This is a genomic window from Arthrobacter sp. P4_H3 (assembly GCF_056400885.1).
Genome location: NZ_JBFUKK010000001.1, coordinates 699,996 through 721,287, shown reverse-complemented (window position 1 = coordinate 721,287; position 21,292 = coordinate 699,996). Strand labels below are relative to the sequence as shown.

Genomic DNA, 21,292 nt, shown 5'->3' with positions numbered 1-21,292 from the left:
GTGGAGATGTGCCCGCCCACGCCGATGTTCGGCCGCTGGGACCGGTGCACCATCACCGCGGCGTTCCAGCGCATGTACGCCCGGTACCTGCGCTCGTACTCCTCGTTCCCCGGGAACGGCGCTTCCTGGTCCGCGGGGATCGTGTTCACATAGTCCGTGGTGGTGACCATCGGGACCCCGACGCTCTGGGCGCCGGCACGCTGCAGGAGACTGCGCATGATGTACTGGGCACGCTCGGTGCCCTGTTCCCTGATCAGCGTATCCAGGGACTCAATCCATTCGGCGGTCTCTTCCGGATCACGATCAGGCAGCTGGTTAGTCAACCCGCTGAGGATATGGGAGGTATCTTCTCCTGCAGCCACGTCCAACCTCTCTTTGCGCGCATGCATCGGCGCCCTCAGGTCCGGCAGGGTAACTGCCTGGCGTGAACGCGACGTGTGCGACGTATCGGTTACAACAGCCCGGTCATGTGCGCCGGGCAGGGGGTCCTATCACTTCTATGACCGTATAAATCCAGGGCGATCGCCCCGCCGGCATAGTAGTCATCAGCCACTCTAGCTGTGCGAGCTATCCGATGCGTAGCCGCTGCCTGACGGCCCCGTCGCATTTGACGTCATACTGGTTGTGTGACGGAAGGCCGCTTCGGCGGACGGACGTCAGCCCCCGGTGTGACGCAGAATAAGTGGGATCGCGGGGGCAACAGCTTGAAGAGCAGGCACAAAGGGTGTTGGCTTGTAGTAATGGAAATCACTAGATTTATGAAAATGACTAAGCATTGGAGGAACACGTGAGCGAGGCCGACGCCGCCACTTCGGTAAATGTGGCGGAAAAATTGGGTTTCAAAAACGGGGATCTGATTCAGGAGTTCGGTTACGACGACGACGTCGACTTCGACTTGCGTGACGATATTGAAGACCTCACGGGCTCGGAACTCCTTGATGAAGACGACCACGACGTAGTTGATGCCGTCATATTCTGGTGGCGCGACGGCGACGGGGACCTGGTGGACACGCTCATGGATTCACTGACCACCCTGAGTGAGAACGGTGTGGTCTGGGTACTGACGCCAAAGTCGGGGAGGTCCGGTTACGTGTCTCCTGCGGAGATCCAGGAAGCTGCGCCCACGGCGGGGCTCCACCTCACCACATCGCCGGGTGTATCCAAGGACTGGAGCGCAACGCGCCTGGTCACCAGGAAGAACAAGTGACCCCACCGCCGGTACAGACCGCCGCGGCGGTCAGCGTTCTTCCGGAAATCGGCAGCACAGCTCCTGATTTTGAACTTGTCAACCAGTACGGCGAGCCCGTCCGGTTGTCGGAACTCCGGGGGCGCAACGTCGTCGTCGTTTTTTATCCGTTCGCCTTTTCCGGAATCTGTACCGGCGAGCTCTGTGAAATCCGCGACAATCTATCGGTGTTTGCGGATGCGAACGCGACAGTCCTGGCCGTTTCCGTGGACAGCAAGTTCACGCTGCGTGCCTACGCAGAGAAGGAAAGCTACGGATTTGATCTGCTGGCCGACTTCTGGCCGCACGGCGGAGTGGCGTCGCTGTACGGCGTGTTCGATCCCGACACCGGGATGGCGCAGCGCGGAACGTTCATCATCGATGCGGACGGCATCGTCCGCTATGTCGTGGTGAATCCGCGCGGCCAGGCCCGTGACCTGGCCGGATATCGTGCCGCCCTCGCGGAGCTCGGCGGGAGCTGACGGAATGAGGGAGCGGCGCCCCGGCCTTGGCATGACTGGGTTCGCCAGCCTGCCGCCGGTCAGCGCCGCCACCCCTGCACCCGACGTCATCGGAGTCCTTCGGGGCATCCGGGACGCCTTGGCGGGAAGGCGCTTCGCGCTCCTCACCGGAGCCGGTCTCAGTACGGACTCGGGCATCCCTGACTACCGGGGGCCCGGTGCCGCACCGCGGGCACCCATGACTTATCAGGAGTTCATCGGCCACCCGGACAACCGCCAGCGGTACTGGGCGCGCAATCACATCGGCTGGTCTCACCTGCGCCGGGCCGATCCGAATGACGGCCATGTGGCGGCGGCCAGGCTCGAGCAACGCGGCCTGCTGACCGGCCTCATCACCCAAAATGTGGACCGGCTCCACGAGGATGCCGGCAGCGTGAATGTGGTGGACCTCCATGGCCGTTTCGACCGCGTGGCCTGTCTTGCCTGCGCGCGGCGCTACAGCAGAACCTTGCTGGCCGGGGTACTGGAGGAGCTGAACCCCGGATTCCTCGAACGGGCCCTGGAAGACGGTGTTGTGGAAATGGCGCCCGACGCCGACGCAACGGTGGAGGATTCGGCCCTCATCCGCAGTTTCGTCGTGGCACACTGCCCCGCATGCGGCGGCACCCTCAAGCCGGACTTTGTGTACTTTGGCGAGAATGTTCCCAGGGACCGGGTCGAACGCTCGTACGCCATGGTCGATGATGCCGGTGCCCTGGTTGTTGCCGGATCCTCACTGACGGTCATGAGCGGCCTCCGCTTCGTGCGGCATGCCGCCAAGCAGCAGAAGCCCGTGGTCATCATCAACAGGGGAGGCACCAGGGGCGATGACCTGGCCACGATCAAACTGGAAGCCGGTGTCAGCGAGTCGCTCACCTGGCTGGCCAGTGAACTGCCGGATCTGTGATGTAGGGCTCACTACAGCGTGAAGGCGAATGCCGATTGGCGTTCGGCGGGATTTATCCGGTACAGTTGCTGTTCGTTGGTTGAAGCGCTGAGGCGCGGAAATCACGGTTTGGGTCTTTAGCTCAGCTGGTAGAGCGCCACGTTTACACCGTGGATGTCATCGGTTCGATCCCGGTAGGACCCACCAACGGAACCCCGTCATTGCTGGCCGAAAGGTCAGCAAGGACGGGGTTTTTTGTGTTTGCTGGCACGGACAAAAAACTGTCGGACCCTGTCCATAGTGTTGCCGGCATGGAACACGTTTTGATGAGGATGGCCCCGGACGGCCGGCCGCTGTCCGTTGTTCGCGGCGGGCGGGAATGGACCATCGGCGCAGAGCCGGTCCGCTGGTTTGAGCGCGTCAGCTGGTGGGAGGCCGAGCGGAGGATGCCGAAGGGCCTTGGTCGGGTGGACATTGAGGTCTGGCAGGTCCAGGCGCGGCTGGGCAGGAACGCCAACTCGGCCCTCACCACCATGGAGCTGATCCGCGACGGGCTCGGCGGGGGCTGGCGGCTGAGGGAGGCCGTGGCCGACGCTGCCTGATTCCCGGAACGGCGATTCTGCCGGGAAATTGGAAAAGCCTTCCACCGCGGCTATTGGGGGATGCCGCGGTGGAAGGCTTGAAATGAATATACAGTGAATTTTTCGAAATGTGAAACAAGGCCGGCTGGGGCGCGCCGGGTATTCGGGACCTTCGGACCCGCCCGCGCCGGGTCCGACGGCCGATGCCGGCGGCTCCCGGGAGCGGATCCCGCCTCCACACATTATGATGGTTACTGTTCAGCTGATTGAACACACCTTTGATTTGAACGGCGCTGAATGGACGCGCTTTACCTGAAGGAGAATCATGGCCGATTCCCGAGCTCCCCGCACCTCCTCCGACGGACTGGGGAGTGCGTCCCCGGCGCCGGCCGTGACGCGTGCCGCCGCCGTTCTGGAGGCGCTGGCCGCCTCTTCGACGGGCAGGCTCACGCTGAGTGATCTGTCGAGGGAGCTCGGCATCCCCAAGTCGTCGACCTCGAATCTCCTGCTGGCCCTCGAAGAGGCCCGCCTCATCAACCGGCAGGGGGCGGACTTCACGCTCGGACGCAAGCTTGTGGAACTTGGCGCCGCCTACCTCAGCCGGCTGGATGAGGTCCAGGAGTTCTACCGCTTCTGCGAACAGGCCCCTACCCTGTCGGGCGAAACGGTCCGTATCGCCATGCTGGACGGAACCAATGTCATCTACCTGGCCCGTTACGAGGGCCACCCTGCGGTCCGGCTCACCTCGAATATCGGCGACAAAATGCCGGTGTCGCTGTGCGCCGTCGGCAAGGCGCTCATCGCGCGGCTGCACGACCATGACATCGAGGAGATGTTCCCTGACGACACGGAACTCCCGGTGCTCACGCCCAAATCTCTCCGGACCGGCGCCGACTTCAAGAAGCAGCTGCCCGGTATCCGGGAGCGAGGCTATGCCTTCGAAGACGAGGAGTCCACCACCGGCGTTGTATGCCTCGCTGTCTCGGTCCCGACCAGGGGAGCGCACGGGCCAAGCCTGGGGCTGTCCGTCACCGCCCTGAAGGCCACCTATTCCGAGGAACAGGGCGCCATGATGGTGAAAGAACTGCAGGAACTGGCCCGATCCCTGGGCAATCCCATGGGCTAGAACCGCCCCCGAAGCGGCGCAAAGGGCGGGCGCTGACGCACGGAAAAATAAAACGGATTTCATCATTGGCTATCCGTTCAGCGTGCTGTACTGTGTTCACTATAGTGATCGACGCCACCGGTGTCGTCACTATCCCACCAGACCAACGGGGGTCTGGAGTGTTCTTAAGGGAGTGCTAGTGACAACTCGTACTAATTCACCGCTTGCCGATGTGGACGACGCCGTCGTCGAACCGGAACAACTGCGGAGGGCAACTCTTGCCAGCTCCGTAGGCTCCGCTCTGGAGTACTACGATTTCTACATTTATGGCCTGGCTTCGGCCCTCATTTTCGGGCCGCTCTTCTTCAAGCCGCTCGGCGAGGACGGCGCCCTGATCGCATCATTCGCCACCTATGGCGTTGGGTTTGCGGCCCGCCCGTTCGGCGGAATCATCTTCGGCTACATCGGTGACAGATTCGGACGCAAAATGGTCCTGATCCTCACGATCGGCCTGATGGGCACGGCAAGCTTCGCAATCGGCCTGCTGCCGACCTTCGAGCAGGCGGGAATGCTGGGCGCGGTCCTCCTCGTCACGCTGCGAATTCTCCAGGGCCTCGGCGCCGGCGCTGAGCAGGCGGGCGCCACCACCTTGATTTCCGAAGTCGCGCCGCGCCGTCGTCGTGGGTTCTTCGCTTCCCTGCCGTTTGTCGGCATCCAGCTGGGCACCCTCCTCGGTGCCGGCACGTTCGCCCTGATTGCCATGGCTGACAAGGCGGTCCTGGAAGGCTGGCTGTGGCGTGTGCCTTTCCTGGCCAGCATCTTCCTGATTGCGGTGGCGATCTTCATCCGGCTCCGGCTCAAGGAAACTCCGGTCTTCCAGGAGCTGGAAAAGCACAAGAACGTGGTCAAGAACCCCATCGGCCAGCTCTGGAAGCACTCCAAGAAGAACGTGCTGATCGGCATCGGCCTGCGCATGGGTGAGAACGGCAACTCATCGATCTACTCGGCGCTCCTCATCGCCTTCCTGGCAGCCAAGGACGGGGTTTTCCCGGGCGACAAGTTCATCGGACCCGTTGGCCTGCTGATTGCCGCCGGCTTCGCCGCCGTTATGGTGGTCACCTTTGGGGCCCTGTCCGACCGCTTTGGCCGTGTGCCGGTATACCGCTACGGCGCACTGTTCCAGGCCGTCATCGCGCTTCCGGCGTTCTACCTGGTGACGCTGGGCAACGTGACCCTGGTCTGGGTGGTCATGGTGGTGGGTATCGCCATCGGCGTCCAGTCCATGCTCGGTCCGCAGTGCCCGCTCCTGCCGGAGCTGTTCGGTTCCCAGTACCGCTTCACCGGTGTGGCCATGAGCCGCGAACTCTCCGCCGTTATGGCCGGAGGCCTCGTTCCCCTCGTTGGCGCGTCGCTGCTGGCGGCAACGGATCACTCCTGGCTGGTGCTTGCCATCTACTCGCTGGTGCTCGCGCTCATCTCCTTCGTCACCACGTTCTTCACGCCGGAGACCGTGGCCCGTGACCTCGTCCTCACGGAGGACGCGAGCTAGCACTCCCGCAGCACCGGAACTGCACTCCAACACAACCGCTGTGGCCCCTTCCGCAAGGAGGGGGCCACAGCCGTTGCTGCCCGGGGCCCGTCCGTGCCTGCCCGCTGCTAGGAGTTGTTGCGTTCCAGTGCCTGGCCGATGATCCGGGCCCCTTCCGGGAAGGCTCCAGGGTTGGACCCTGAGTAGTTGAGGCGGATGAAAGCGCCTGCGGGTTCGGCCGGGAACCACTCCCGCCCGGCGGCAATGATGACCCCGGCGCTTTCGCAGTCACGGGTCAGCCGTTCGAGGTCTGTGCCGTCGGGAAGGCGCGCCCAGAGGTTCAGGCCTCCCTTGGGCACCTGCTCGATGTGCGCCTGCGGGGCATGCTCGCGCAGGCTGGTGACCAGGAGGTCGCGGCGGGACTGGAGCTGGTGGCGAAGGCTGCGCAGGTGCGTCTGCCACCCGGGCTGGGTCACGACGTCGAGCGCCGCGGCCTGGAGCAGGCCGCTGACATACATCGACTCGGCTGCCCGGTCCGCGAGGATGCGCTCACGTGCCGGGCCGCGCGCGATCACGGCGGCGATGCGGATGGCCGGCGACACGCTCTTGGTCAGGGAGCGCAGGTACACCACGTGCCCGGAGTCGTCGCGGGAAGCGACGGGCACGGGGCTCGTGGTGATGCCGAAGTCGTGCGCCCAGTCGTCCTCCACCAGAAAGGCACCCTTCGCCCGCACCACGTCCAGGACCTCTTCACCCCGCCCTGCCGCCCACTGCGCACCGGTGGGGTTCGCGTAGTTCGGTTGGGCGTAAAACAGGCGGGCACCGGTTTCGTCAAAGGCCCGGGCCAGTTCCGCCGGGTCCGGACCGTCCGGACCGCTGGGCACCGGGATAACGCGGACGCCGGCCTGTGCCGCCGCCAGGATAGCGCCCCAGTAGGTTGGGGACTCCATCAGCAGCGGCTGCCCGCGGCCCGCGAGCGCGCTGAAGATGGAGCTGAGCCCGCTCTGGCTTCCCGGGAGTACGACGACGTCGCTCGGGTTCGGGGGTGTGGTTCCGGCCGGTGTCGAGGCGCCGAGTTCGTGCGCGAACCATGACTGCAGTTCCGGCAGGCCCGCTGCCGGCGGACGGGACAACGCTGCGTCACCCCGTGCTGCCCGTGTGAGTGCCGCGCGGACGAGGCGCTCGGGCAGAAGTTCCCGGTCCGGGTAGCCGGAGTGGAAGGCGATGGCGTCGTTTGCCACGTCGCGCATGGTGCTGGAGGCTGACGGAAGCGGTGCCAGCGGCGACCTCAGTGCGGCCGTCTGCCAGCCATAGTCCGAGGGGCGGGCACTCCGGACGGCCCGCACGAACGTTCCGACGCCGGGCCGGCTCTCGATCAGGCCCTGCGCAGTGAGGGACTGCAATGCCTTCTGCACGGTCACCGGGCTGGCCTGGTACTCAGCCACCAGGGACCGTGTGGACGGCAGCCTTGATCCGGGCGCGGCTTTGGTGATCCATTCCCGTAGTCGCGTCGCAATCCGGGAACTGCTATCGTTGTTCATGAGAGACAATAGTAGCGCTACTACGCCAGTTCGCCCAGTGGTACTGTCCCGCACCCCTTCCGGACTGTGGTGGGGTCTCCTCGGAGTAGCGGCCTTCTCGTTTACGGTTCCGTTCACCAAGATCGCCGTCGCGGGGCTCTCGCCGCTGTTCATCGGGTCCGGCCGCGCGGTGGTGGCCGGGATCCTGGCCGCTTCCGCCCTTGCACTGGCGCGGCAGGAACTTCCCCGCGGCATGCAGTGGGGCAGGCTCGCGGTGGTGGCCGCCGGCATTGTGATTGGATTTCCCTTGCTGACGTCCTTCGCGCTTACCACCACGCCGGCCAGCCACGGCGCGGTGGTCATTGCCCTGCTCCCGGCGGCCACGGCGACGGCGGCTGTCCTGAGGGGGCGCGAGCGTCCACCCCCGGCGTTCTGGCTCATCACCGGCGTGGGCGCGCTGGCGGCCATCGCCTTCGCCTCCATGCAGTCCGGCGGATTCGGGCAGCTGCACTCGGCGGACCTGCTGCTCCTTGGTGCCGTTGTGGCAGCGGCGATCGGCTATGCGGAGGGCGGCCTGCTGGCCCGCGAGCTCGGCTCCTGGCAGACCGTCTCGTGGGCATTGGTGCTGGCGTCGCCGCTCATGGTGTTTCTCATGATGCTCTCCCTGGCCCAGCAGCCGGCGTCAGCCACGCCGGTCCAGTGGGCGGCGTTCGCCTACCTCGGGGTGGTGAGCATGTTCCTGGGCTTCTTCGCCTGGTACCGGGGCCTGGCCGTCGGCCCCATGGCCCAGGTCAGCCAGGTCCAGCTCGTCCAGCCTGTGCTGAGCATCTGCTGGGCCTCCCTCCTGCTGGGCGAGGCCCTGACCTGGACCACCATCATCGGCGGCTGTGCGGTCATCCTCTGCGCCGGCGCCGCCGTGCGGGCCCGACTCGGGCGGCCCCCCGCTCCGCAGGCCGTCCCACACTCCACAAGATCCCTCCAGCCTGCAAAGGATTAGCACCATGTACACCCCAGTCCACTTCGAAGCCGGATCCGACGCCATCAGCGACCTCCTCACCCGGCCCGCCGCAGCCAATCTGGTCACGATGACACCGCAGGGCCTGCTCGCAACGCTGCTTCCGTTCGTCTACGACCCCTCGATCGGCGAACGCGGTGCCCTGCTCACCCACGTTGCCCGGAACAACGCGCAGTGGTCCGAGCCGGTGACCGGAGAGGCGCTCGCCATCCTCCAGGGCGCGGACGCCTACATCTCGCCGTCCTGGTATGCGTCGAAGGCCGAGCACGGGCGTGTTGTCCCGACCTGGAACTACTCGACGGCGCATGTGTACGGCAACCTGGTGGTCCACGACGATACGGCCTGGCTCGCCGCCCAGGTCAGGCGCCTGACAGACGTCAACGAAGCGGGCTTCGACCACCCGTGGAGCGTGGATGATGCACCGGAGCGCTACCTTGCCGGGCAGTTGCGCGCCATCGTCGGCCTGGAACTTGTTATTACCCGCATTGAGGCCAAGGCCAAGCTCAGCCAGAACCGGCCCGATGCGGACATCGACGGAGTGGTGGCAGGACTTGCCGCCCGGGGGCAGGCTGAGAGCGCCGCCGACGTCGAGCGGGCAAGGCAGCAATAGTCCCGGGGACCCGCAAAAGGGCGGCCCCTCCGTTGCCGGAGGGGCCGCCCTGGCCTGCGGGGGTGCCGCACGGTCCGGTGCACCTACAGTAGTGCGGCTTAGTAAAAGTGCACGGTGTCCACGAGGTGGGGGAGTTCCCCGCCGTCGAGGAACGTGCGCAGGTTGCTGCTGAAGCGTTCTGCGATCAGCCGGTTCTCCGCCGCGCTCAGCGCCGAGGTGTGCGGGGACACCATGACCTTCGGGTGGTTCCAGAGCGGGCTGTCCTGCGGCAGGGGTTCGACGGCGAATACGTCGAGGCAGGCGAAGCCCACCTGGCCGTTGTTGAGCGCCTCCAGCAGGGCGTCTTCGTCCACCACGGTGCCGCGGCCAACGTTGACGAACACCGTTCCCGGCTTCATGGCGGCGAACACTTCACGGTTGAACAGCTTCTCCGTGTACGGCGTGCCGGGCAGGGTGTTCACGACGGCGTCTGCCGAGGCGAGCAGCCCGGCCAGGCCGTCGTTGCCGGCAACTCTTTCGATGCCCTCGATCGGCTCAACGTTCCGCTTGGTGCCGCTGACCTTCATGCCGAGGGCGCGGGCGATGCGGGCTGTTTCCAGTCCGATCTCGCCGAGGCCCGTCACGACGAGGGTGGAGCCGTTGACCAGGCGCGTCGGGGTGCGCAGTTCAGGCCAGACCTTGGCGGCCTGGTCCACAGCGAGCTCGGCGCTGCGCTTGAAGCCGTTGAGGATGCCCAGCGCGGCGAACTCCGCCAGCGGGAGGGCATGCACTCCAGCGGAGGTGGTGACCTTGAACTTCTGCAGGGTTTCCTGATCCAGGCCGGATGCCTTGACCGCTCCGCCTGCGCCTGCCGCCATTGCGTGGATCCACTGGAGCCGGGGGTTGCTTCCGGCAATGCGGGCAAGCCCGGCGGGATTCTCGTTGGGGAAGCCGTACAGGACGTCGGCCTTGTTCAGCATGTCCCAGTACCGCTCCTCCTGTTCCGGAGTGCGTTTGAAGTCCGGATCGCCGGAGTGGTCCGCGGGGAACCTCTCGGGCGGGAGGAGATCGGGCTCATAGAGGACGGTCACGGCGGGATCTACGGCGCGGATGCGCTCAACCAGCTCAGCTTCGAGCGGGACGGCGATTGCGACGGTGGTTTTAGTCGTCATAGTGTTCATCATACTGAATGGAGGCTAGGATATTGAACAGATTCCCCTCCATTAACCACGATGAAGTGAGGTACCGCTGCCGATGGATGCGCAGACAGACCACGATTTGAGTGAAAATTCGTGTGAAAAGAGGGCCGGTTTCGTTGGGCTGGGCCTGATGGGCGGCCACATGGCAGCCAACCTGCTGAAGGAAGGCTGGAACGTTACGGGCTGGAACAGGTCAGCGGCCGCCCTGGACGACTTTGCGGCCCGCGGCGGCGCCCGCGCCGCCGACGTTGCCGCGCTGCGCGACGAACCGGTCATTGTTTTTATGCTCCCGGACCTGGGCTACATCGAGGAAGCGGCAGCCGGGCTTCTTGCTTGCTGGTCCCAAAGCCCGCCCCGCCCCGGTACCGCCGTTGTGGTCATGAGCAGTGTCTCCCCGGCAGCCGTGCGGGACTTCGGGGCGCGGGTGTCCGCGGCGAGCCGCGGCAACGCCGTCGTCGTCGATGCGCCGGTCAGCGGCGGCACCGACGGTGCCCGGGACGGGACCCTGGCCATCATGGCGGGCGCGGAGGACGCGGACTTCCAGCGGCTCCTTCCCTTCTTCAACGCCATGGGCGGCACAGTCCGCCGGCTGGGGCCCCTCGGTTCGGGCTCGCTGGCCAAGGCCTGCAACCAGCTGATCGTGGGAACCACGACGGCGGCGCTCGCAGAAGCCGCTGAGCTCGCCGAACGCTCCGGCATGGACGTGGGGGCACTGTATGAAGTGCTGTCCGGCGGGCTGGCCGGCAGCAGGGTCCTGGACATCGTCGGGCCGCGCCTTGCCGCCAAGGACTACGAGCCCACCGGTCCGGCAAAATTCATGCACAAGGACCTGTCCTTCGTCCTGGAAAGCGCCGGGGCCGTGAAGGCCGCCGTGCCCATGGCGACGGCCGGCGTCGAACTTTACGCGGAACTGAAGCGCCAAGGGCTGGGCGACCTCGACCTCGCGGCCGTCCGGCAGACCATCTCGAATCTCAGCAACGACGCAGCAGTCAAGACCAATTGAGGAACAGGAAACAATGAGTGCACTATTTGACCTGACAGGCCGGACCGCGCTGGTCACGGGCTCCAGCCGGGGAATCGGCAACGCCCTGGCGCGGGCCCTGGCCGACGCCGGCGCCACTGTGGTGCTCAACGGCATCAACCCCGAACGGCTCAAAGCCGCCGAAGCCGCCATGGCGGCCGACTACCCGCCGGGGCGGGTGCACAGCTGCGCCTTCGACGTCACCAAGGACACCGAGGCCGCCCGCGGCGTCGCCTGGGTGGAAGAAAATGTGGGGCCGCTCGAGATCCTCGTGAACAACGCGGGCATCCAGCACCGCGTCCCCATGCTGGACCTGGAAGTCAGCGACTGGGAACGCGTCATCTCCACAGACCTGACCAGCGCCTTCCTGGTGGGACGGGAAGCGGCGCGGCACATGATCCCGCGCGGTCACGGCAAGATCATCAACATCTGCTCGGTGCAGACCGACCTCGCGCGGCCCACCATCGCCCCCTATATCGCGGCCAAAGGCGGACTCCGCAACCTCACCAGGGCAATGACTGCGGAATGGGCGGCTTCGGGGCTGCAGATCAACGGCATCGCCCCGGGCTATATCCACACTGAAATGACGCAGAACCTCGTGGACGACGAGCAGTTCAACTCCTGGATCCTGGGCCGCACGCCGGCCCACCGCTGGGGGACGGTCCAGGACCTGGCCGGCCCGGCGGTCTGGCTGGCTTCGGACGGTTCCAACTTCGTGAACGGACAGACCATCTTCATCGACGGCGGAATGACGGTGGTGGTCTGATGCCCGGCATCCACGAACTCCCCGCGACCTCGGCAGCCGTGGTGGCCCATGCAGCCGGCGACCTCCGGATCGAGGAGGTGCCTGTCTCTGTTCCCGGTCCCGAGGAAGCGGTGGTGGAAATAGCCTTTGGCGGCATCTGCGGCTCCGACCTCCACTACTGGCTGCACGGTGCCGCCGGTGAGTCGATCCTCCGGGCCCCGCTGGTCCTGGGGCACGAGATTGTGGGCACCGTCCTGCAAGCGGCCGCGGACGGCACCGGACCTGCGGCGGGGACCGCCGTCGCCGTTCACCCGGCAACACCGGGCCCCGGTGCCGCGCGGTACCCCGAAGACCGGCCCAACCTGTCGCCGGGCTGCACCTACCTGGGGAGTGCCGCCCGCTTCCCGCACACCGACGGCGCCTTCAGCCGGTATGCCACTCTGCCTGCCCGGATGCTCCGTCCGCTGCCGGAAGGCCTCAGCCTGCGGACAGCTGCCCTGGCCGAGCCGGCCGCCGTTGCCTGGCACGCTGTGGCCCGCGCCGGTGACGTCAAGGGGAAGACGGCACTGGTGATCGGCAGCGGACCCATCGGCGCCCTGGCCGTGGCCGTCCTCAAGCGCGCCGGTGCCCGGCGGATCGTCGCCGTGGACATGTACCCCAAGCCGCTGGAAATTGCCCGGGCCGTCGGCGCCGACGAGGTCCTGAAAGGCGATGAAGCCGAGGCCATCGCCGCCGTGGAGGCGGACGTGGTCATCGAGTCATCCGGCAGCCACCACGGACTCGCCTCAGCCATCAAGGGCGCCGTCCGCGGCGGCAAGGTGGTAATGGTGGGCCTGCTGCCTTCCGGGCCGCAGCCCGTGCTGATCTCCCTGGCCATCACGCGCGAGCTCGAGCTGCTGGGTTCCTTCCGCTTCAACGCCGAGATCGACGAGGTCATTGCGGCGCTTGCGGACGGCACGCTGTTCGTGGACCCCGTGGTCACCCATGAATTCCCGCTGGACCGCGGACTCGAGGCCTTTGAAGTGGCCAGGAACTCCGCTGAATCCGGGAAAGTGCTGCTGGACTTCAGCCCTGAGTAGAATTTCCGCGCGAACGTACACTTACGGCCCTGCTATTAGGGCCTCAAGTGTACGTTCGCGCTTAGTTGTTCTGCAGGGGGACGAAGACCCTGGGCTGGTCCCGCCAGCTGGCTTCCATCTCGGAGATCGTCTCGCGCATGATCCGGCTGGAGGCCTCCCGGGCCCCGGAGGCGTTCCCTGCGGCGATGGCCTCCGCCACGTCCACATGCCACTGCAGGGCGGCCTCGCGGGGGTGGTTCGGCATGAGGCCGTGGACGGTCCGGCCAGTCAGGGTTTCCGCCACCTGGCCTACGAGGTTGGCGAACATTTCGTTGCCGGAGCCGGTGAGGAGGAGGGAATGGAAGCGAATGTCCAACTGCAGGAACTCCGCCACGTTGCCGGCCCGGCCGGCGTCGCGCATGGCCAGCGACACGTCCAGCAGTTCCTTCCGGAGGTCCTGCGGGGCGTTGGCGGCGGCCAGTTCGGCGGCGACGGGTTCGACGGCGGAGCGCAGCTCCGCAAGGGACCTGAGCTGGGCGCCGCGGCCCTCGCCGGCCAGGCGCCAGCGGATGACCAGGGGATCGAACGGATTCCAGCGGCTGGCGGGAAGCACGCGGATCCCCACGCGCTTGATGGTTTCCACCAGGCCGAGGGACTGCAGGACCCGGACGGCTTCCCGCACCACGGAGCGGGAAACCTTCAGCTCATCCTCGAGTTGCTCAGCCAGCATCACGTGGCCCGTGGGCAGCGCGCCGTTCACGATACGGGTTCCCAGATGTTCAATGGCGCGATGATGGAGGCTGGTTGACATAGTGGTAAGCATAATCGTGCCGGCGCCGCCGTCCGGCGCGGGCCCAACCCATGACGGGACCCGGGGCGGCCGCCGCCCCGGCCTCACGCTGGCGGCATCATAGACTGTTTTATGACGCGCCGCCTTCCAAAACGTGGGCGCAACTTTCCCGTTGTCCGCGGAAATACATATGGTTTATTGACAGCCACTGGTTCTTAGAGCGTGTTCCGCAGGAAGTGCGGAACAGAATGCACACGTTGCACAGAAATGAATTGGAGTTTTGATGTCAGCACACATCGGTGTCACCGGCCTCGCGGTGATGGGGGCCAACCTCGCCCGCAACCTGGCCCGTAACGGCTTCACCGTGGCCCTGCACAACAGGTCTGTTGAGAAGACTGACGCGCTGCTGGAAAAGCACGGACACGACGGCGACTTCGTGCGTACCGAAACCCTCCAGGAGCTTGTAAATTCCCTGGAAAAGCCCCGCCGCGTGCTCATCATGGTCAAGGCCGGCAAGCCGGTCGACTCCGTGATCGAGCAGCTTGAGCCCCTGCTGGAGGCCGGCGACATCATCATCGACGCCGGCAACTCGCACTACGAGGACACCCGACGCCGCGAAGCCGCCCTCGCCAAGAAGGACCTGCACTTCGTGGGCATCGGTGTCTCCGGCGGTGAGGAAGGCGCCCTGAACGGCCCGTCCATCATGCCTGGCGGCTCCAAGGAGTCCTACGACGCCCTCGGGCCGCTGCTGGAAAAGATCGCCGCTAACGTTGACGGCCAGCCCTGCTGCGCCTGGATCGGCACCGACGGCGCCGGCCACTTCGTCAAGATGGTCCACAACGGCATCGAATACGCCGACATGCAGGTCATCGGCGAAGCCTTCGACCTGCTGCGCTCCGGCGCCGGTATCGAACCGGCCGAGCAGTCCAAGATCTTCGCCGAGTGGAACAAGGGCGAGCTCGCCTCCTTCCTGATCGAAATCTCCGCCGAGGTCCTCGGCCACGTCGACACCCGAACGGGCAAGCCGTTCGTCGACGTCGTTGTAGACGCAGCAGGCCAGAAGGGCACCGGCCGCTGGACGGTCATCTCCGCGCTCGAGCTGGGATCCCCGACGTCGGGCATCGCCGAGTCCGTGTTCGCACGTGCGCTCTCGTCCCAGGCCGAACAGCGCAAGCTGGCCCAGGAACTGCTCGCCGGCGAGGAAATCGACGTCGAGGTCCCGGAGACGTTCGTCGAGGACGTCCGCCAGGCGCTGTACGCCTCCAAGCTGGTTTCCTACGCCCAGGGCCTGGACATGCTGACCTCGGCCGCCAAGGAATACGGCTGGGACCTGAAGCTGGATGAGATCGCCTCGCTGTGGCGCGGCGGCTGCATCATCCGTGCGGAACTGCTGAAGGAAATCACCAAGGCCTACGCCGCGGCGGAAAAGCCGGCGAACCTGCTGTTCGCTCCGGCGTTCACCAAGGCCATCGCCGAGGTCCTGCCGGCCTGGCGCCGTGTGGTGGCTACGGCGGTGCAGCTGGGTATCCCCGTCCCGGTCTTCTCCTCCTCGCTGGCCTACTACGACGGCCTGCGCCGCAAGCGCCTGCCCGCCGCCGTGATCCAGGGACAGCGCGACCTCTTCGGCGCACACACCTACGGCCGTGTTGACGCCGAAGGCACGTTCCACACCCTCTGGGGCGAGGACAAGTCCGAAATCGAGGCAGTGGACACCCACTAGCTTCAACGCCACACCGGCACTCACCCCAACGGTGACAGTCAGCGCCGGCGCTTCCCGGATACTCTGGGAGGCGCCGGCCGTTGTCGTTAATAGGCCCGCGTCGCCAAGCCTGCCGTCACCAAGGAGTGCAGCACATGTCCCCGCCAGTCGCGTTTGTCACCGGTGCGTCCACCGGTATTGGGTTCGAGGCCGCCAAAAAGCTCAGTGAACACGGCTTCACGGTATATGCGGGGGCCCGGCGGGTCGGGAAAATGGAACCGCTGAAAGCCTTCGGCGTGAAGGTGCTGGACCTGGATGTCACGGATGAGGCATCGATGGCAGCAGCCGTGGGTACGATCCTCGAAGCGCACGGCAGGATCGATGTCCTCGTCAACAACGCCGGCTACGGGTCGTACGGATCCCTGGAAGAGGTGGAACCGGCGGAAGGCCGGCGCCAGTTCGACGTCAACGTCTTCGGCCTGGCACGCATAACCCAGCTGGTGCTGCCCGCCATGCGGGCCGCGGCGCAGGGCAGGATCATCAACGTGTCATCCATCGGCGGCAAGATGTACGAGCCCCTGGGTGCCTGGTACCACGCCACGAAGTTCGCCGTCGAAGGGCTCAGCGACTCCCTGCGCCTGGAACTCAAGCCCCACGGCATCAAGGTGTCAATCATCGAACCGGCAGGCACCCAGACGGAATGGGGCGGCATCTCCGGCGAGAGCCTGCTGGCAACCTCAGGGCACGGACCTTACGGGGACCAAGCAAAAATCGTCGCGGCCGCATTGGCCTCCACCTCGGGCCCCGGCATGTCAACGCAGCCGGAAGTCATCGCCGACGCAATAGTCCACGCCGCCACGGCCGCCCGGCCAAAGACACGTTATCCGGTAGGCAGAGGTGCCCGGGCCATCGTGGCACTGCGTCGGCTCCTGCCGGACCGTGCGTTCGACGCGGTTTTCTGGGCCATCTACCAGCGGGTCGGCCGCTAGATCCGGTACTCGATGTAGTACTCGGCCGGGTCCACGGCAGGCTTGGTTTCGCGCTGCGCGTCACGGTGGCGCCACGTTGCCGGGACACCGGTGATGATGGACTCCGGCGGGGCGTCCTTGACCACCACGGCATTGGCCCCCACGGCGCTGTCGCGCCCGATGGTGATGGGGCCCAGGACCTTGGCGCCGGCACCAATGGTCACCCGGTCCCCGATGGTGGGGTGCCGCTTGACCTTGGCAAGGGACCGTCCACCGAGCGTGACGCCGTGGTAGATCATGACGTCCTCGCCGATTTCCGCCGTCTCACCGATGACCACACCCATGCCGTGGTCGATGAAGAACCGCTTGCCGATGGTGGCGCCCGGATGGATCTCGATCCCGGTCAGGAACCGCGCCAACTGCGAAATGAGGCGCGCCGGAAAGCGTAGCGAGGGATTCTGCCAGAGCTTATGCGTCAGGCGGTGCGCCCAGATGGCATGCAGGCCGGAGTAGGCAAAAAAGTTCTCAAAAGAACCTCGAGCCGCCGGGTCATGCGACCGGGCGGCGTCGAGGTCTTCCTTAAGTCTTGCGAAAAAGCTCACAAAGACCTTTCTACAGGAAACAGGGAATGGCGGGCTAAGACTTAGCCTCGGATGTCGTCATAGAGCACGGTGGAGATGTAACGCTCGCCGAAGTCGCAGACAACCGCGACGATGAGCTTGCCGGCGTTCTCCGGGCGCTTGGCGAGCTCGAGGGCACCCCAGACGATTGCGCCGGAGGAAATGCCGCCCAGGATGCCTTCCTTGACTCCGAGGTCGCGGGCCACGCGGACTGAATCCTCCAAGGTGGCGTCCAGGACTTCGTCGTAGACGTTGGTGTCCAGGATTTCAGGGATGAAGTTGGCGCCGATGCCCTGGATCTTGTGCGGGCCGGGAGCGCCGCCGTTCAGGATTGCGGAATCCTTCGGTTCGATCGCGACAATCTGCACGTCCGGCTTGCGTTCCTTCAGGACCTGGCCGACGCCGGTGATGGTTCCGCCGGTACCGATGCCGGAGACAAAGATGTCTACCTTGCCGTCGGTGTCGGTCCAGATTTCCTCGGCCGTGGTGGTGCGGTGGATCTCGGGGTTGGCTTCGTTGGCGAACTGCTGGGCCCAGATGGAGTTCTCCGTGTTGGCCACGATCTCCTGGGCTTTCTCCACGGCGCCGCGCATGCCTTCGGAACCCGGGGTCAGCACGATCTCCGCACCGAACGCACGGAGCATGACACGGCGTTCCGTGGACATGGTCTCGGGCATGGTCAGGATGACCTTGTAGCCGCGGGCGGCGCCTACCATGGCCAGGGCGATGCCGGTGTTGCCGGACGTTCCTTCGACGATGGTTCCGCCGGGCTTGAGCGCGCCGGACTTCTCCGCGGCGTCAACAATGGCAACACCGATACGGTCCTTGACGCTGTTGGCCGGGTTGTAGAACTCGAGCTTGACGGCCACCTGGGCGTCCAGGCCCTCGGTCAGACGGTTGAGCCTGACCAGCGGAGTGCCGCCGACAAGCTGGGTGACGTCGTCGTAGATCCGTGCCATGTATTTGTGCCTATCTCTGAAGAGTTCTCTGAACAGCGAATACTGAGGTCAGCCTAACGAGGGCGGCCGGAACGCTGCTAAGCATTAAGCCATGCAGAGTAATATTTCCGGGCCTTGGCCAGCTTGGGGTTGATGATCACCTGGCAATAGCCCTGTTCCGGATGCTTGGCGTAGTAATTCTGGTGGATATTCTCGGCCACGTGGAACGCGGGCAGCCTGCTGACTTCGGTGACGATCGGATGTGCCCACAATTCCTGGTTCCGTTCGATCGCCTCTTCGAAGAGGATCTTTTCCTCGGTGGTCTCGTAGAACATGGACGAGCGGTACTGGGTGCCGACGTCGTACCCCTGGCGGTTGAGCGTCGTGGGGTCGTGGAGGGCGAAGAACATGTCCAGGATGACCTCGGCGGGGATCACGTCCTCATCGAAACTCACTGCAACCACCTCGGCATGGCCCGTGGTGCCCGAGCAGACGGAGTAATAGTCCGGATAGCGGTCATGGCCGCCGGTGTACCCCGAAATAACCGACGTGACGCCTTTGGTTTTTTGGTAGACGGCGTCAAGGCACCAGAAACAGCCTCCGCCAAGCACAAGAGTTTTCATGTCCTCTTCAATGGTTGAAGCGCGCTGATGATTCCCCCACCACCTTACGAGACTGTTACACGTGCGGACCAAGCCGGCGGATAGGGTAAAAATGAGGGTATGGAACCTGTGAACACCGACGTTGCAGACGACGCCCCTACCACTGCCGATCACGCCGGTGCGGAGTCCACTGAAGCAGCCGAGTCCTCCGATGCCCCCACGCTCGGCCAGATCCTGTTGGCGGTTGAAGAGCTCTGGCCGGAGTCCCTTGCCGAAGAATGGGACGAGGTTGGCCTGGTGGCCGGCCATCCGTCAGCAGAAGTGAGCAGGATCATGTTCGCCGTCGATCCCACGCTCGACGTCATCGAGGAAGCCATCGAATGGGGCGCTGAGCTGCTGATCACGCACCACCCCCTGCTGCTTAGGGGAGTCACGTCGGTGGCGGCGACGACGGCAAAAGGCAAAGCGGTCCACCGCCTCATCGAATCCGGAACCGGGCTGCTGACCGTTCACACCAACGGCGACTCCGCCGTCGGGGGCGTCTCGGATGTCCTGGCAGACGCACTTGGCCTCAACGACGTGGTTCCCCTTACCCCCTCCCCGAACGGCCTGCCCGAAGAAGGCATCGGCCGGGTGGGTGACCTTGAAGACGTTATGACGCTGGGGGATTTTGCCGCCCGCGTCTTCGGCATCCTTCCATCTGTGGCGGGTGGCGTCCGGGTTTCCGGGGACAAGGACGGGCTGGTCCGGCGCGTAGCCGTCTGCGGCGGCGCGGGTGACTCCCTGTTTAACGAGGTCCGGGCAAGCAACGCCGATATCTTCGTGACGGCGGACCTTCGCCATCACCCGGCGTCCGAGGCCCGGGAGAATGCCGTGAATGACCGGCCCTACCTCATCGACGTTTCGCACTTCGCCAGCGAATGGCTGTGGCTGCCCGCTGCGGCGGACGCGCTGGGGAATGTCCTCAGCGACCAGGGCCACGACGTGGACATCCGCGTCAGCACCACGAACAGCGATCCCTGGGACTTCATTCTGACTCCGGGCGGGGACTAGAGTCTAATACTGCGCCGGTCCGGTGCCCGGCTGCGGCCGGTAGGAACAAGCGGAGGTAATAGTGGCCAAGGCAGCACCGGCGGAACAGTTGAAATTGCTCGAACTGCAGGGACTCGACGCCAGGCTCAAATCGCTGTCCAACCGCCGCCGGATCATCGAAAGCGATCCCCGGATCAGCGACCTCGAAGCTGCGCTGTCCGTGGCCAACGGCGAGCTCGGAGCCGCAAAAATGGCGGTCCACGATGCCGAAGCCGAGCTCAAGCGCTCCGAAGCGGATGTTGAGCAGGTGGCGTCCCGGATCGAACGGGACGAAGCGCGGCTGAACAGCGGCACAGGCCTGTCCAAGGACCTCGTCGCCCTGCAGAGCGACATTGCCTCGCTGAACAAGCGGCGCTCGGCCCTTGAGGACGTTGAACTCGAAGTCATGGAGCGCCTCGAGGGACTCCGCGAACGCCAGGCGGCCCAGCAGCAGATCGTGGACGATGTCCAGGGCTCCTTTGGTGTGATCCGCGCCGAGCTGGACGCGGCCCTGGCCGAGATTGCCGCCGAGGCGCGAGAGGTCGGCGGCAAGCGCTCAGAGTTCGCCGCGGGTCTCGACGCGGGCCTGCTTGCCGTCTACGAAAAGACCCTTGCCAAGCGCGGAGTCGGCGCGGCCAGGCTGTTCCACGGCAAGTCCGAAGGCTCGGGAATGCAGCTCAGCCCGGGTGACCTTGCCGAGATCAAGGCAGCAGCCGAGGACGACGTTGTATTCTGCCCGGATTCCGGCTGCATCCTGGTCCGCTCGGCAGAGTGGGTCTAAGCACTTTCCCAACTGGGTAGCAGCAGGTGTCGTTTTGAGCGCTCAGAACGACATCAAGTGCTACCTAGTTGGGCAGGATAATGTTCAGGGCATGCGCCTTGCGGGCGGTGCCTTCCACCAGCTCGGTATCCCACTTCTCCCGGGCCGCCTTGAGCAGCTGAGCCGGCGTGCGGGGAGCTGCACCCCGACGCGTCAGCAGGTGGCGTGCCAGCTCGCCGCGGGTGTGCTTGGCGAAGTGGCTGACCACCTTGCGGACGCCGTTCACCTCCGTGAAGACGTTGACCGCAACGGTCTGCGCCGGCGGGGGAGCCCAGGCGGCGGCATAGGTGCTGGAACGGCAGTCCACCAGCAGTGACCCCTCCGCTTCGGCCGCCAGTGCCTCCGAAATCTGCGGCTTCCAGAACGAGGCAAGGCGGCCGACGTCGGGCAGTGACGTCCCCATGGACAGCCGGTAGGCGGGCACCCGGTCGGCAAAGCGGATGGCGCCCCAGAGGGCGGAAATGACCAGTACGGATTCATCGGCCTTCCGGCGCTGCGCCGCCGTCAGCGACTGGTAGCCCAGCGCGTCGTACAGGACCCCGGAATAGACCTGGTGCGCCGGAGCCGCCGGTTCCGTGTGCAGCCGGGTGTTGCGTTCGACGTCGGCACTCAGCGAGGCGCCGACGCCCAGCAGGGCGAGGGCATCGCGGTGGGCGCTGACGTTTCCCAGCGCTTCGAGCACCTTCGCGCGGTACGTGTTCAAAGCGGGAAAGCTCAGGGCGGTCCAGTCGACGGCGTCACCGTTGGGAGCGGGGGTCTTGCCTTCGGACGGCGGCAGCAGAATCAGCACCGTACGATCTTACCGGCGCGCA

At 65.5% G+C, this 21,292-nt stretch carries 22 protein-coding genes, 1 tRNA gene and 1 pseudogene; 16 read left to right on the top strand and 8 right to left on the bottom strand.

All coding sequences use genetic code 11. The features are described 5' to 3' along the window. Positions 1-389: pseudogene (locus AC1DRE_RS03360) on the bottom strand (pyruvate dehydrogenase (acetyl-transferring), homodimeric type); the annotation flags it as partial. 398 nt (positions 390-787) lie between these two features. On the opposite strand from AC1DRE_RS03360, the gene AC1DRE_RS03355 reads away from it, so the two are divergent. From AC1DRE_RS03355 to AC1DRE_RS03325, 7 genes are all read left to right on the top strand, one after another. Further along, positions 788-1,207 carry a DUF3052 domain-containing protein gene (locus AC1DRE_RS03355; RefSeq protein ID WP_104173208.1) on the top strand — a complete coding sequence of 140 codons (420 nt, stop codon included), beginning with the start codon at positions 788-790 and terminating at the stop codon, positions 1,205-1,207. Beyond that, entirely contained in the window at positions 1,204-1,707 is a 504-nt protein-coding gene (locus tag AC1DRE_RS03350) for a peroxiredoxin (protein WP_476983314.1), read from the top strand. Before AC1DRE_RS03355 ends, AC1DRE_RS03350 begins: the two co-directional genes overlap by 4 nt. A 4-nt stretch (positions 1,708-1,711) precedes the next feature. Next, a complete protein-coding gene (locus tag AC1DRE_RS03345) occupies positions 1,712-2,632 on the top strand; it encodes an NAD-dependent protein deacetylase (protein WP_476983313.1) in 921 nt (306 codons plus the stop codon). A gap of 110 nt (positions 2,633-2,742) precedes the next feature. Beyond that, positions 2,743-2,818, top strand: a tRNA-Val gene (locus tag AC1DRE_RS03340). 104 nt (positions 2,819-2,922) lie between these two features. Then, positions 2,923-3,213 (top strand): hypothetical protein, encoded by a 291-nt coding sequence (locus AC1DRE_RS03335; protein ID WP_476983312.1) that lies wholly within the window; start codon positions 2,923-2,925, stop codon positions 3,211-3,213. Positions 3,214-3,517: 304 nt separating this feature from the next. Then, entirely contained in the window at positions 3,518-4,318 is an 801-nt protein-coding gene (locus tag AC1DRE_RS03330; RefSeq protein ID WP_476983311.1) for an IclR family transcriptional regulator, read from the top strand. A gap of 172 nt (positions 4,319-4,490) precedes the next feature. Then, positions 4,491-5,846, top strand: coding sequence for an MFS transporter (locus tag AC1DRE_RS03325; protein WP_476983310.1), 1,356 nt, complete (start codon positions 4,491-4,493; stop codon positions 5,844-5,846). Between the two features lie 107 nt (positions 5,847-5,953). Here the strand turns inward: AC1DRE_RS03325 and AC1DRE_RS03320 are convergent, their stop codons facing one another. Beyond that, complete coding sequence (locus AC1DRE_RS03320; protein WP_476983309.1) at positions 5,954-7,366, bottom strand: aminotransferase-like domain-containing protein; 1,413 nt, start codon at positions 7,364-7,366, stop codon at positions 5,954-5,956. On the opposite strand from AC1DRE_RS03320, the gene AC1DRE_RS03315 reads away from it, so the two are divergent. Together AC1DRE_RS03315 and AC1DRE_RS03310 are read left to right on the top strand one after the other, a co-directional pair. Beyond that, the gene (locus tag AC1DRE_RS03315; protein WP_476983308.1) at positions 7,365-8,342 is read left to right on the top strand and encodes a DMT family transporter; all 978 of its coding nucleotides are present in this window, start codon (positions 7,365-7,367) and stop codon (positions 8,340-8,342) included. The genes AC1DRE_RS03320 and AC1DRE_RS03315 overlap by 2 nt on opposite strands. Before the next feature lie 4 nt (positions 8,343-8,346). After that, positions 8,347-8,970, top strand: a complete 624-nt coding sequence (locus AC1DRE_RS03310) for an FMN-binding negative transcriptional regulator (protein WP_476983307.1) — start codon at positions 8,347-8,349, stop codon at positions 8,968-8,970. 98 nt (positions 8,971-9,068) lie between these two features. Here AC1DRE_RS03310 and AC1DRE_RS03305 read toward each other — a convergent pair whose 3' ends face one another. Then, complete coding sequence (locus AC1DRE_RS03305) at positions 9,069-10,133, bottom strand: D-2-hydroxyacid dehydrogenase (RefSeq protein WP_476983306.1); 1,065 nt, start codon at positions 10,131-10,133, stop codon at positions 9,069-9,071. A gap of 70 nt (positions 10,134-10,203) precedes the next feature. Between AC1DRE_RS03305 and AC1DRE_RS03300 the strand changes: the two genes are divergently transcribed. From AC1DRE_RS03300 to AC1DRE_RS03290, 3 genes are read left to right on the top strand one after another with little or no spacing between them, the layout of a single operon-like run. Beyond that, positions 10,204-11,151, top strand: coding sequence for an NAD(P)-dependent oxidoreductase (locus AC1DRE_RS03300; protein WP_476983305.1), 948 nt, complete (start codon positions 10,204-10,206; stop codon positions 11,149-11,151). 13 nt (positions 11,152-11,164) lie between these two features. Next, complete coding sequence (locus AC1DRE_RS03295; protein ID WP_104173161.1) at positions 11,165-11,935, top strand: SDR family oxidoreductase; 771 nt, start codon at positions 11,165-11,167, stop codon at positions 11,933-11,935. Further along, positions 11,935-12,993 (top strand): L-idonate 5-dehydrogenase, encoded by a 1,059-nt coding sequence (locus tag AC1DRE_RS03290; protein WP_476983304.1) that lies wholly within the window; start codon positions 11,935-11,937, stop codon positions 12,991-12,993. The genes AC1DRE_RS03295 and AC1DRE_RS03290 overlap by 1 nt, the downstream gene beginning before the upstream one ends. Positions 12,994-13,054: 61 nt before the next feature. Here the strand turns inward: AC1DRE_RS03290 and AC1DRE_RS03285 are convergent, their stop codons facing one another. Beyond that, on the bottom strand, positions 13,055-13,783 hold the full coding sequence (locus AC1DRE_RS03285) for a FadR/GntR family transcriptional regulator (protein ID WP_476983303.1): 729 nt from the start codon (positions 13,781-13,783) through the stop codon (positions 13,055-13,057). Positions 13,784-14,045: 262 nt separating this feature from the next. Here AC1DRE_RS03285 and gndA point away from each other — a divergent pair, with 262 nt between their 5' ends. After that, the gene (gene gndA, locus AC1DRE_RS03280; protein ID WP_476983302.1) at positions 14,046-15,482 is read left to right on the top strand and encodes an NADP-dependent phosphogluconate dehydrogenase; all 1,437 of its coding nucleotides are present in this window, start codon (positions 14,046-14,048) and stop codon (positions 15,480-15,482) included. Between the two features lie 134 nt (positions 15,483-15,616). Beyond that, positions 15,617-16,450, top strand: a complete 834-nt coding sequence (locus tag AC1DRE_RS03275) for an oxidoreductase (protein WP_476983301.1) — start codon at positions 15,617-15,619, stop codon at positions 16,448-16,450. Here the strand turns inward: AC1DRE_RS03275 and epsC are convergent. The 3 genes from epsC to msrA all read right to left on the bottom strand — a co-directional run bounded on the left by epsC (position 16,447) and on the right by msrA (position 18,610). Further along, entirely contained in the window at positions 16,447-17,031 is a 585-nt protein-coding gene (gene epsC, locus AC1DRE_RS03270; protein ID WP_055803662.1) for a serine O-acetyltransferase EpsC, read from the bottom strand. The genes AC1DRE_RS03275 and epsC overlap by 4 nt on opposite strands. Before the next feature lie 41 nt (positions 17,032-17,072). Next, a complete protein-coding gene (gene cysK / locus AC1DRE_RS03265) occupies positions 17,073-18,008 on the bottom strand; it encodes a cysteine synthase A (protein WP_104173157.1) in 936 nt (311 codons plus the stop codon). 77 nt (positions 18,009-18,085) lie between these two features. After that, positions 18,086-18,610, bottom strand: a complete 525-nt coding sequence (msrA, locus tag AC1DRE_RS03260; RefSeq protein WP_476983300.1) for a peptide-methionine (S)-S-oxide reductase MsrA — start codon at positions 18,608-18,610, stop codon at positions 18,086-18,088. Between the two features lie 99 nt (positions 18,611-18,709). Here msrA and AC1DRE_RS03255 point away from each other — a divergent pair, with 99 nt between their 5' ends. Both AC1DRE_RS03255 and AC1DRE_RS03250 read left to right on the top strand, forming a co-directional pair. Continuing rightward, on the top strand, positions 18,710-19,642 hold the full coding sequence (locus AC1DRE_RS03255) for a Nif3-like dinuclear metal center hexameric protein (RefSeq protein WP_476983299.1): 933 nt from the start codon (positions 18,710-18,712) through the stop codon (positions 19,640-19,642). 61 nt (positions 19,643-19,703) lie between these two features. Beyond that, on the top strand, positions 19,704-20,441 hold the full coding sequence (locus tag AC1DRE_RS03250; RefSeq protein WP_476983298.1) for a zinc ribbon domain-containing protein: 738 nt from the start codon (positions 19,704-19,706) through the stop codon (positions 20,439-20,441). A 64-nt stretch (positions 20,442-20,505) separates the two neighbouring features. Here the strand turns inward: AC1DRE_RS03250 and AC1DRE_RS03245 are convergent, their stop codons facing one another. Further along, positions 20,506-21,270: a YaaA family protein gene (locus tag AC1DRE_RS03245; protein WP_476983297.1), complete on the bottom strand. Its 765-nt coding sequence runs from the start codon at positions 21,268-21,270 to the stop codon at positions 20,506-20,508. Positions 21,271-21,292: the final 22 nt, after the last annotated feature.